At 64.8% G+C, this 11,613-nt stretch carries 12 protein-coding genes; 10 read left to right on the top strand and 2 right to left on the bottom strand.

The window, feature by feature from the left end; all coding sequences use genetic code 11:
• The first annotated feature begins 109 nt into the window (after window positions 1-109).
• The 8 genes from ACSQ11_RS05215 to ACSQ11_RS05180 all read left to right on the top strand — a co-directional run bounded on the left by ACSQ11_RS05215 (window position 110) and on the right by ACSQ11_RS05180 (window position 7,119).
• Window positions 110-352 (top strand): SHOCT domain-containing protein, encoded by a 243-nt coding sequence (locus ACSQ11_RS05215; RefSeq protein WP_436003732.1) that lies wholly within the window; start codon window positions 110-112, stop codon window positions 350-352.
• Window positions 353-481: 129 nt separating this feature from the next.
• On the top strand, window positions 482-754 hold the full coding sequence (locus tag ACSQ11_RS05210; protein ID WP_436003730.1) for a hypothetical protein: 273 nt from the start codon (window positions 482-484) through the stop codon (window positions 752-754).
• 200 nt (window positions 755-954) lie between these two features.
• Window positions 955-1,233, top strand: a complete 279-nt coding sequence (locus ACSQ11_RS05205) for a hypothetical protein (RefSeq protein WP_436003728.1) — start codon at window positions 955-957, stop codon at window positions 1,231-1,233.
• Window positions 1,234-1,309: 76 nt separating this feature from the next.
• Window positions 1,310-3,787: a heavy metal translocating P-type ATPase gene (locus ACSQ11_RS05200; RefSeq protein ID WP_436003726.1), complete on the top strand. Its 2,478-nt coding sequence runs from the start codon at window positions 1,310-1,312 to the stop codon at window positions 3,785-3,787.
• 175 nt (window positions 3,788-3,962) lie between these two features.
• Entirely contained in the window at window positions 3,963-4,562 is a 600-nt protein-coding gene (locus ACSQ11_RS05195) for a DUF305 domain-containing protein (RefSeq protein ID WP_436003724.1), read from the top strand.
• 43 nt (window positions 4,563-4,605) lie between these two features.
• Window positions 4,606-5,475, top strand: a complete 870-nt coding sequence (locus ACSQ11_RS05190; RefSeq protein WP_436003722.1) for a F510_1955 family glycosylhydrolase — start codon at window positions 4,606-4,608, stop codon at window positions 5,473-5,475.
• A 477-nt stretch (window positions 5,476-5,952) separates the two neighbouring features.
• A complete protein-coding gene (locus tag ACSQ11_RS05185) occupies window positions 5,953-6,360 on the top strand; it encodes a hypothetical protein (protein WP_436003720.1) in 408 nt (135 codons plus the stop codon).
• A 162-nt stretch (window positions 6,361-6,522) separates the two neighbouring features.
• Entirely contained in the window at window positions 6,523-7,119 is a 597-nt protein-coding gene (locus tag ACSQ11_RS05180) for a hypothetical protein (RefSeq protein ID WP_436003718.1), read from the top strand.
• Between the two features lie 135 nt (window positions 7,120-7,254).
• Here ACSQ11_RS05180 and ACSQ11_RS05175 read toward each other — a convergent pair whose 3' ends face one another.
• Window positions 7,255-7,716: a hypothetical protein gene (locus tag ACSQ11_RS05175; RefSeq protein WP_436003716.1), complete on the bottom strand. Its 462-nt coding sequence runs from the start codon at window positions 7,714-7,716 to the stop codon at window positions 7,255-7,257.
• Window positions 7,713-8,243, bottom strand: a complete 531-nt coding sequence (locus tag ACSQ11_RS05170; protein ID WP_436003714.1) for a hypothetical protein — start codon at window positions 8,241-8,243, stop codon at window positions 7,713-7,715. The genes ACSQ11_RS05175 and ACSQ11_RS05170 overlap by 4 nt, the downstream gene beginning before the upstream one ends.
• Window positions 8,244-8,631: 388 nt before the next feature.
• Between ACSQ11_RS05170 and ACSQ11_RS05165 the strand changes: the two genes are divergently transcribed.
• Together ACSQ11_RS05165 and ACSQ11_RS05160 are read left to right on the top strand one after the other, a co-directional pair.
• A complete protein-coding gene (locus tag ACSQ11_RS05165; RefSeq protein WP_436003712.1) occupies window positions 8,632-9,777 on the top strand; it encodes a hypothetical protein in 1,146 nt (381 codons plus the stop codon).
• 11 nt (window positions 9,778-9,788) lie between these two features.
• Window positions 9,789-11,597, top strand: a complete 1,809-nt coding sequence (locus ACSQ11_RS05160) for a hypothetical protein (RefSeq protein WP_436003710.1) — start codon at window positions 9,789-9,791, stop codon at window positions 11,595-11,597.
• Window positions 11,598-11,613: the final 16 nt, after the last annotated feature.

Genomic DNA, 11,613 nt, shown 5'->3' with positions numbered 1-11,613 from the left:
GCAAAGGGGGCCGAACGGCGCATCTTCAGCGAACCTTCACAGAACCGCAGGCCTCCAGAACGAGTGGCTGCCCCACATTGAAGGCATCCGATCGAAGGAGTTGAGGACGATGATGTGGAACGACGGAATGGGTTGGACCGGCTGGATCGTGATGGCCCTGACGGCCATGGCCTTCTGGGCCCTGGTCGTCGTGGCCGTCGTGGCTCTGTTCAGGGACAGTCGCCCCGATTCGAGGCAGGTCCAGACCGGGTCTGACGACGCGCGGCGCATCCTCGACCAGCGGTTCGCGCGCGGTGAGATCGACGCCAACGAGTACCAGGCGCGGCAAGTCATGCTGCGCTCGGCGCACTGAGACCCTTGCCTGACAACCGTCTGGACAACGAGGCGGAGCGACAGGTCACCACGTTGGGGTGGCGTACGCGACGCGGTCGGTGCGGTGGTCGGCACGGTCCTGGGTCTGGTGCCTCATGTCCTGCACCACGTGGGCATCATCGCGGGGACTGCCGTGCTCACGGGTGCAGGCGGCAACGCCGCCCTTTACGTCGTGGGTCTGGTCCTTTCCATTCCCATGCTCCGACGGATCCACAGAAAGTTCCGCACAAGGCTCGCGCCCGCCATTGCGGTCGGACTCTTCACGGTGATGTTTCTCGTGTCAGCGCTCGTTGTGGGACCCGCCATCAGCGATCGTTCGCCCACCGACCAGCGCGGACCTGCGCCGTCACCGACAGAGGAGCACACCGAGCATCACTCGTGAGGGCTTCAACGAACCTTCATCCCATTGCTGCAGGTACCTCCACTTCCGGCGAAGACCGTGGAAGAGGAAGGAAGGAGGGTCGACATGGACAACACAGGGTTCTCCGCGAACATCCGCCACAGGTGCCATGGGGCACTACCCGCTGTACAAGATGCTCGGGTACGTCCCGGCCTCACTGAAGCGGAAGGGCGATGAGGGGCATGCGTGACGACGACCGCCGTCCCATTCACTGGCACGACGACAAGACCCCCGACGATCCAACGTCGGAACCGCTCGACGACGAAGCCGGACGACCGACGCAAAGCGGTCACTCACGTAGTCATGCCCTGATGATGCTGGCCTGCTGCGTTCCCATGCTGTTCATCGTGTTCGCACTCGTCGGGACCGGTGTCCTGGGTGCCGGTGCCATCACGTACGCGCTCCTGTGCGTGGTGATGATGGCCGTGATGATGCTCCTCATGACCGGTCCCCGGGAGTGACAGAAATACCCCGGGGGGGTATATCGTTGGACGTGTCGGAGCGAGTTCCAAGTCGACCCCACGGAGATGTGATGCCATGAGCCAGAAGACCGTTCTGCAGTTGGGGGGCCTCCACTGGGCCACCTCGGCCCGCGCCATCGAGACCACGCTGACTCGTCGGCCGGGCGTCGAGACCGTCGAAGCAAACGCGGCGAACCAGACCGCGACGGTCACCTATGACCCTGACTCGACGTCGGTGGCGGAACTCTCCGGCTGGGTTCGCGACTGCGGCTACCACTGCTCCGGTCAGTCAGTTCCCGAGCACGTCTGCGAGCCAATGAGGGAGCCCTCCCCGGACCCGTCATTCAGTGCTGCTGATGTCCATGGCGGAGTCCATGCGCAGCGCCGCCATGATGCACCCGACGCGGGCCATCAGGAGCACACGCAACACGACCCGCACTCCGAGCATGACGTGATGGACCACAGCACTCATTCGCCTCACGAGATGATGGGGCACGGCGGGCACGCAGGCATGTCCATGGCAGACATGGCGCGCGACATGCGGAACCGCTTCCTGGTCGCCCTGGTCCTCACCGCCGGAATCACCCTGTGGTCACCGATGGGCAGAGACATGTTCGGCTTCACAGCCCCAACCCCGTTCGGGCTGCGCGACGACGTTTTCGCCCTCGTGCTCAGCCTCCCCGTCGTCTTCTACTCCGCGTGGATCTTCTTCGACGGCGCGTGGCGAGCGCTGCGCAACCGCACCCTGGACATGATGGTCCTGGTCGCAGTCGCCGTCGCCGCAGGCTGGCTCTACAGCGTCGGCATCACCCTCACTGGCGGCGGCGAAGTCTTCTACGAGGCCGCCGCGATGCTGACCACCTTCGTGCTGCTCGGGCACTGGTTCGAGATGCGTGCCCGCGGCGGAGCCAACGACGCCATCCGCGCGCTCATGGACCTGGCGCCACCCAAGGCCACAGTCATTCGCGACGGCAAGGAGTTGGAGATCCCCACCGCCGATGTGGTCGTCGGTGACCTTGTGCTCATCCGCCCCGGGGGGAAGGTGCCCGTCGACGGAACCGTCGAGGACGGACTCTCCGAAGTCGACGAGTCCATGGTGACCGGCGAGAGCATGCCCGTCGGCAAATCTCCCGGCTCGGAGGTCATCGGAGCCTCGATCAACACGACGGGAGCCCTGCGAGTCCGGGCCACCAAGGTCGGTTCCGACACCGCGCTCGCACAGATCGTCCGTCTCGTCCAGGAAGCCCAGAACTCGAAGGCCCCCGGACAGCGGCTCGCTGACCGCGCCGCCTTCTGGCTCGTCCTCGTCGCCCTTGTCGGCGGGGTCGGCACGTTCCTCGTGTGGCTGGCCGTCGGCGCCACCGTGCAGGTGGCGCTGCTGTTCGCGATCACGGTCGTCGTCATCACGTGCCCCGACGCCCTGGGCCTGGCCACGCCCACCGCGATCATGGTGGGCACCGGACTCGGTGCCCGCCGAGGCGTCCTGTTCAAGACCGCCACCGCCTTGGAGTCCGCTGCACGCATCGACACAGTCGTACTCGACAAGACTGGCACCCTCACCAAGGGCGAGCCCGAAGTCACCGACGTCCTCGTCGACGCCGCCCTCACCGAGCCCGAACTGCTGCGCCTGGTCAGTGCGGTGGAACGCGAATCGGAGCACCCGCTGGCAGGCGCCATCGTCGCGTATGCCGTCGACCGAGGCGTTGTTCCAGCGGCCACGTCTGGCTTCCAGAATGTCCCAGGTCACGGCGCCGTGGCCGACGTGGACGGCCACCGCGTCGTAGTCGGCAACCGCAAACTCATGGCCCAGCAAGGAATCGACGTCGGACCGTGGCTGGCTCGCCGTGATGAACTCGCCGCCAGCGGTCGCACCGCCGTCCTCATCGGTGTGGACGGGCGAGGCGCGGGAGTCATCGCGCTCGCAGACGCAGTCCGAGAGACTTCCGAGCAGGCCATCCGGGAACTCCACGAACTCGGCGCCGAAGTCGTCATGCTCAGCGGCGACAACCAAGCCACGGCCGACCGCATTGCGGGTCAACTCGGCATCGACACCGTGATCGCCGAGGTCCTGCCCGGTGACAAGGCCGCCAAGGTCGCCGAACTGCAAGCCGCGGGCAAGAAGATCGCGATGGTCGGCGACGGCGTCAACGACGCTCCCGCACTGGCCCAGGCAGACCTTGGCATCGCGATCGGCGCAGGCACTGACGTCGCGATCGAAACAGCAGACCTTGTGCTCATGCGCTCGGACCCCCTCGACGTTCCCATAGCCCTGCGCGTGGGTCGAGGGACCCTCCGCAAGATGCGTCAGAACCTCGGGTGGGCCGTCGGCTACAACGTCATCGCACTACCCATCGCGGCCGGTGTCTTCGAACCCTCCCTGGGTTTGGTCCTGCGCCCCGAGGTCGCGGCGCTCTCGATGTCCGGATCGAGCGTCATCGTCGCCGTCAACGCGCTGATGCTCAAGCGTCTCCGGCTTCCGTCAGGACCACACGCAGACAACGAGCAGGTACAGGGGGAACCGGCGTCCGAGGCGGCTGCCCCGCTGGGCCGTTGACCCATCCGCTGGTCCGTGCAGAGTCTCAGCGGGTGGCGGTCATCTTCATCAAACCTTCAGGGAATCCACGTCGTCCCAGTCCACCTGGCACTGGAGGGTAGGACCCGGTGCGCAGCCGACTTCCCCCTCACCGGATGCGCACCACCACACACTCACCATCAAGGAGCGAAGTTCTGTGCACATCAAGAAGCGCCATCCCGTCCTGGCCGTCCTAGGCGTTAGTGCGCTTCTCACCCTCAGCGCCTGCGGCACAGACAACGCTGGGTCGGGAACAGCGGGCGGCGGGAGCACGACATCAGCAACCGAGTCGCAGAACGTCGACGCCGGGCGAAAGGGTGACGTCATGTTCGCGCAGATGATGATTCCGCACCACCAGCAAGCAGTCGAGATGGCAGACGAAGCGCTCAAGAAGGACGCGTCGAGTGAGGTCAAGGGACTGGCGGCCCAGATCAAGGCGGCTCAGGATCCTGAGATCCAGACGATGACGAAGTGGCTCCAGGAGTGGAACGCGCCCATGACCGCAGAAAGCGGCCATGGAGGACACGGCGGTGGCGACGGCATGATGTCCGGTGACGACATGGAGAACCTGTCAGCCGCCAATGGAGCCGCGTTCGACAAGATGTGGCTGACCATGATGATCGAGCACCACGAGGGCGCTGTAGAGATGGCCGAGGGTGTTCTCAAAACGACCACGAACCCTGAGGTCGAGCAGATGGCGAAGGCGATCGTCGAGGGTCAGAAGAAGGAGATCGCCACCATGAAGGGCCTTCTGTAGCACGCGTTGGCCCACCCAAACGACCTCGCCTGAAAGGGCTTCGATGCACCACACAGCACGTCAGAGCGTCCGTGCACTCTTCGCGGTAACGGTGTTTGTGGCTCTGCTATCTGCGTGCTCGGCAAACGCCGACAACGCTAAGAGACAAGCGCCTGCGCTGTCGGCCGCCGCCGACAGCGCGCCACTGCCGTCTGTGCACGTTCACGGTGTCGGCCGGGATCCCGGCGACGGCGCGCTGCTGTTGGCTACTCACGAAGGGCTGTTCCGGTATGCCGCCGACGGTCCCGTCAGGGTCGGACCCAGCATCGACCTCATGGGGTTTTCGATCGCCGGGCCCGGCCACTATTACGCCTCGGGGCACCCGAACATGGTGCCGGAACTGCCCCAACCCATGGGCCTCATCGAAAGCACCGACGGCGGCAAGACTTGGACGGTGCTGTCGCGAGGCGGCCAGTCGGACTTTCACACGCTGACCCAAGCGGGCGACACCGTCCTAGCCTTTGACGGCAAACTGCGCCGCACCACTGATGGTCGCCAATGGTCGACAGCACCGCTTCCAGCGCACCCGCGAACCCTCGCGGCCAACCCGGACGGCAGCAAAGTCCTCGCGACGACAGAGGGCGCCCTGCTGGGCTCGACCGACAAGGGCGCGACGTGGCAGCCGATACCCGATGCGCCGCTGCTGCTACATGTGGCCTGGGCCGATGCGGGTGTCGTCGCGGGCGTGACGCCCGGCGGCGAGGTGGCCACGAGCGCCGACGGTGCACAGACGTGGACGATGACCGGTGCAAAGGTCCCGCCCCCACAGGCCGTGAGCGCCAGCCAGACAGCACAAGGCTTTGAGATCCTCGTGGTCACCGAGCGAGAGGTCCTGGCGTCTCAGGACGGCAAGTCGTTTTCGGCGATCAGATGATCATGTGGTCAAAGGATCGCGGGCAAGGTCCCCGCTGACCACCCAGCCACCTCGCGGCTGGATGACCACTTGCCGGGCGCGAACTTCCAGTTGGGCGCCCACCCTCGCGCGCGCTCGTTGCGTCGACTTCGACCAACCTGTCGGCCGCGACTGTGCCCCAGAAGCGGGCGCTGTCCGTACTATGAGAGGCATGGTTGTTCGAGCGAATTCCGTTGCAGCACAGGCGATCGCATCCAATCTGTCAAGTTTCGCCGGACGTCGGGACACGGCAGCAGAGTTCTGCCAGTGCTTGGCTACACAAGGGGCGGACTCGTCATCTCGTCACCGGAGGCAGCCATGAGTGACATGGTGTGGGCCGTGCGTGACGGGTTGTCCCTTCGCGGCCTGTTCTCGGTCATGTCAGACGCGGAACTCCGAGCGTCCCAAGTGCGTGCCGAGCGAGGCAATCTGCGTGCCGACGATGCGCAGGGGTGGTCCGTGAGGGTTGAACCGTGGACCGTTGCTCCTCCCAGTGGGCCGCCTTCGCTGGATTCGCGAGCGGGGGAACAACACAGGGCCCTTCTCGACTACATCCACCGCGAGTGGGGGCTGCTGAACATCCCTGAGATGGGGACCGGGCACTTCCTCCATCTGGACACGTACCTGATGGTCCCGTATGACAACCGCTTGACGTGTCCAGCCTTCCAGTTCGACCATGAGCGGCGCCTGTGGCCACGGTTCCGAGAGGCACTTGGCGCGTTGCGTGACGTGGGATGGGACGAGTTCTCGATCACAGGATGGTTCGCCAGTCCGCAGGGGGCGGCTGATGGCGCAGTGCCTGCTGACCTCATCAGGAGTGAGCCCGAGCGCGTCCTCGACGCCGTGAATGTCACGGTCGCAGGTTGACCTATGCCAACCGGTTCCGATACCGGTGCGCGAAGCCGTTACGAGGACGAAGGTGACTGGATGTCCAAGAAGGCGAGTCCGTGTCGCCAGTCCCCGCTACTGTCGGCGGCGCACTGATGGACAGTGCGGCAAGGTCATCACGGGCCAGACGGAGGCGACTGAGTGGACGGGATCAAGGTCGAATACGACCGCGGGTCAGTGGGCCTACGCCTTTCGGGGGAAGTCGTGAACGGCGACGGCAGGGCTTCCTACCGCGCGATTCTGCGCCGAGAAGCGGCAACGACTCTCGGCGGCCTACTCCGATCGGGAGACTGGAAGGTCGACGAGTCCTTCGACTTCGATGACGTGGATGGGGATGTCGCCGTGAACGGGCAACTTCGCTCCCTGGACCGCGTCAACGTCTACCGCTTCGCCCTGAGCGCGGACCTCTCTCTGCACGTGGACTTCCTGCAGCCCGGCGACGCCTCGGGTGAGCCGAGTGGGAACCTTCACGTGGCCGAAGTGCGCGATCCAGGTCCGGCACTCTTGGGCAAAATCCGAGGCTGCCACGAGATCGGCGTCACGGAACCCGAACTCGTACTGGCGATCCTGAGAAGCAACGTCTCCCTCGATGAGGTGCAGTCCCTTCAGGCGAGCCAGCCGCTCGCCGACCTGGTGGACGGGTTGAAGACGCTGGCCGCCCTGCGGGAGGACGATGTCCCTGTCCGCCTGGCCGAGGATGGCCAGTCCATCTTGTTGGACCTGGTGGGCTCACCCTAAGAGGGCATCGCTGCGTTGCGGCAGACGAGACTCGGAGCAATGCTCGCCACATAGAAGCGCAGCGTGCGGGGGCCTCGACGATGGTGGCGGCGTGCGCCCGGGCCTGGCCCGCCCTGGTCCACGTGAGCCACGTGATCAGCCCTGTGCTCCATCGCGGGTCTTGGGCAGTGTGATGACACTGATCGCTCGTCCGGACAGGCGTCTCGCAACGTTGTCCGGGGTGAGAGTGAGCACCGTGATCGTGCAGGCTGCGGGGAGTCGTACGAAGTCCCCGTCATTGCTGGCCAGGAAGAAGCGGGAGACTCCCTCGGCCGCGAGGCCGTGCGCGCGCTCCAGGAGTTGGTGATCAGCGCCTTGGCTTCGAATGCCGCCGCTCAGGACAGTGATGCCGCACGCCCCCAGCAAGCCGCGGTGCTGAAGCCACGTTCTGCGGTGTCCAGCCGCGTAGAGATGGTCGGTTGCGGCGCAGATCTCCAAGATCGTTCGGGCCAACCGCAGGTTGCCCTCGCGACCGACAGTGACGTTGTCCAAGTCCCACAGCAGGGCCTGGTCCCCGCTGTGTCGAGGAAAGACAAAGGGTGGCTGACCATCGCTCATGGTTGATCGTTCTCGGGTGGGACGGCTGGCCGTCGACCGCCCCACCAGTCGTCGGTACCTCCCGGTGGCGCGAACCCAGCAGCCAGTTCCCAAGCGCAAAAGGCACGCATCGTCATCGCGGCGTCACGACGTTGGGTTTCAACCTCGGCGGAACCGAAGGCAAGCGCTTGAGTGTCCGCTTGCTCCATGCGGCTGAGCGTCTCGTGCGATCGAATGACGGCCCCGGCCAGCATCGCGCGAACGTACTCGCTACTCAGTGATGCCTGCAGCGTCCTCGCGAGCGCCATTGCGAGCGTCCGGTCGCCGTCCTCGTCGGCTCCCTCCCACAAGAGAGGGAGTGTGGCCACGATGGCCGAAATCGACGCCTCATCGAAGTTCGGGATGTCGGCCAGCGCGCGAGCCAGCATGTAGTGAGCGGTCTGAGCCGTCGGGTGCGGCTCGTAGGCGTCAGGACGGACCGTCACGAGGCGGCGAAGCGCGTCCAGACGGTCCGATGCCAGTCTCGCGCTCCAAGGGCTTGCGCTCATACCGCGCCTCCGGACTCGTGACGAGGCGAGCGGGGACCCGCATCTGTGGTTGTTGCCCGCTCAGCGCGTCCGAGGCGAGCCCAGGAGTGGGTTCTCGTAAGTGGCCTGTGAGCACGGCTTGGTGCGCCCTTCGCTGCGAGGTGCACATCGTCCCCATGCCTGCCGATGGAGTGTTCGGACGGGGCAGAACGGATCGGACAGGGCAGGAAGGAGGTGTGAGGCGCCCGGCTCGATCCAAGGCGAATTCCACCGATGGAGTTCAGCCAGAACCCTTGAAGTACCAAGATCGCCACCCTTAACTGTATGTAGTCGATTCACTACATAAGCACGTGGTCCTGCTCCTGTCCAGCCACTGCACCAACATGCATCGAACGCAGGAGAGCCACACATGCCCAGCAACACCACGCAACGTGGACGCAAACTCAGCGTCGACCCGTCCGCGGTAAGAGCGTTGATGGACCGCCAGATCCGCCACTACGAGGAGGACAGTGACCCACCGCAGCCCTCTATCGTCACCGCGAAGCCGACTGACCACCAGCCGCCCATCGATGACGAGAAGTTGTCACCCGCCAGTGAGGGCCGGGCCACCGCAGCCCTGCGCGTTGAGGCAGAGCGACTCGACCCCCAACGCGCGGAAGCGCTTCGCCGAGTTCAGCCCAAAATCCCGATGGCAACCTCCCGCATCGTTCGTGACGCCGTCGTCGGACAGATTCTTCTCGTCCCCTTCAAATCAGCCGACTCTGACCAGACGATGTGCTCCGTTCTCTACGCCTTCGCCGACTACGTCTACGAGCGCAAAGGCGACTTCTGCCCAGACCAACACCTCACAGCCCGCCTGATCGAGCACTACCTCGCCGATCGCCAGCGTGAACTCGCACCCTCCTCCCTCAGCACACACCGGAGCACCCTCCTGCGCATCCGGGAAGGGCATCCGGACAAGCCGCGCCGCGCCCGCATACCTCGCAAGGTCTCGGCCTTGCCCTACACGCAGGACGAGTGGCTGACGCTGCGACGTCGAGTCGACGGCCTGGTGGACCAGGACCTACGCACGGAACTCATGAAGGTGCTCGACCTGACGGGCGAGGCGGGACTGCGGACGCAGGAGGCAATCCACGCAACCGGTCATTGGATCTGCATTGTCGATGACGTGACCCTGCTGCAGATTCCCAACCGTCACGGAGAGTTTCGAGAGGTACCCGTGTTCGGCGCCGCCGGAGATCGCTTGGCCCGATTTCGCGGCACCTCGCAGTACCTCCTCGCCCCAACGCTCACCAACAGAGACAACGTGATGTCCAAAGTGCGCGCGAGGGCAGCCAAACACCCCGGACTGGACCACTTGGACCCCATACGTGCCAGGAACTCCTGGCTCGTCTTCTTGATGCAGCGCCGCGTGCCCTCGACCGTCCTATGGGCGGTCGCAGGGGTGAAGCCCGGCTCAGGAGGACACACCATCAGCGACCTCATGGTCCACGCGGCCACACCCGACACCAGCGCCATCGTGCGTGACCTCAACTACGCCCGAATCCCTCGCTAAGGACCCCGACAATGATCAACACCCCCCGAGATCGCACACGCCCCACCGACACCGACGCAGTGCTCGAACTCATCACGCCGATCATCGATCGGTCGGGAATCGTGCACACCTTGGAGAGTGCAGCAGAGCCAAAGAGCGCGGCGGGTGCGCCAACGCGGCACGGCCAGTACACGGCGCGCGGAGTCCTCATCGCCATGTTCCACGCGGCCTACGCGGGGCGCCCCGCGTCCATCGCTGAACTCATCGCCCTGATCTGGATGGATTACACGGACGAACAACTGGCACTCATCGGCATGCCGAGCCTGCGCACACCCGAGCGCCTTACGGCACTCATGTCCGACGACCGCGCTTGGCGCAACGAGCACCAGCGACTCTGGCAGTACCTTCATCGGCTCCTGCAGCCCATGGATGACACAGCGCGTCCAGCAAATGCGCGATTCGACAAGGACGCGAACGCCGCCGCCCAGGAAAGCGCTGAGAAGACATTCGGGGCCGAAGCCGACCTGCGGCGGAAGGTGTTGAACGACCTCATCACCGCCACGATCGACCCGACCTTGCTCAGCGACTGGAGAGGTGACCTCGCCATCGACGAACACGTCGTGCACGTCTCGAAGCCCAACACCCGGTACTTCGATGGCAAGGGATCGAAGGCGTCGGCGACACCGATGGCATCGTTCTACAAGAAGCAGAACCGCGTGGGTGAGGGTTGGTCCGTGGGTCTGACGCGAGCCGTCACAACGTCGAGGCCGCGCGATGCCAGAGTTCCCACGCTCTGCGTCGCCCTTGATATCAATGGCTCATCCCCGGGCGATATCCAAGCAGCACTACGCTGCCTGGACGAATTCGGCCGTACTCCGCTTCGACCTACGAAACAGCGCAACGAGCGCACTCATCTCGTCACCGACATGGGGTACTCACGGACCATCATCTTCAACACTGAAGTCCTCAAGCGCGGGTACACGCTGCTCATGCGCTACCCCAACACCACGCGCCTCAAGTTCGTGCATGACCTCGGTCGAACTGTTGACGACGAAGCCACCGAGCCTGGTCCCTACATGTATTACGGGGGCATCGTGTGTCCCGCAGCCCAGCAGTTGGTCAAGACCCGCACGCTGGCCCCAACCCACGCCGACACGGATGCACACGCTGCCCGCTTCAAGGCTGAACAGGAAGCGCTTCAGCGACTTCAAATGCCCCTCAACGGCCTTCCGCAAGTGACCGTTCGCCGCGCAAAGGGGCGCCCCAAGAAGAACTCTGGTGAGGAACAAGAGCGAGTCGTCAAACTGCGAGTTCAATGCCCGGCCGCGAAGGGGAAGGTGCGGTGCGCGATCCGCTCCACCATCGATGACGATGGAGCCTACGGGGACCCGCGCAACCGTGAACTACCGGACGTCAGCGCAACTGCGCCAGTTGACCACTGGCCCAAGGTCTGTGACAAGGCAACCACCACCATGGTGTTGACCGAGCACCAGTTCAGCCAGTACCAGCCCGTCATGGAAGGCTCATGGGAACATCAGGACTGGATGTCGTCGAACCGCTCCCGCGACGAAGGATTCAACAGCATCCTGACCTCGACTGAAGGTGGGAACCTCCAGGACCGAACCCTGTACGCACGCCGGAATCCGCAGGTCAGTCTGACCATTGCCTTCGCGGTTGCGCGGGCCAACATCAAGATCCAAGAGCGCTGGCGCGAAACCCTGCGACGCAATGGGGGGAAGGCGCCTCGCGAACCTCAACTTGGTAGCGACAGCACGGTCGATCGGCGCATGCCAGCAACCCGCCGTCGCAAGACATCAACCGGTGGTCGCAAGGCTGCCTAACTCGAACCCGGAAGGG

The sequence above is a fragment of the Knoellia sp. LjRoot47 genome (assembly GCF_964253435.1).
Classification (GTDB): Bacteria; Actinomycetota; Actinomycetes; order Actinomycetales; family Dermatophilaceae; genus Knoellia.
This window is presented reverse-complemented; position numbering and strand designations above follow the sequence as displayed.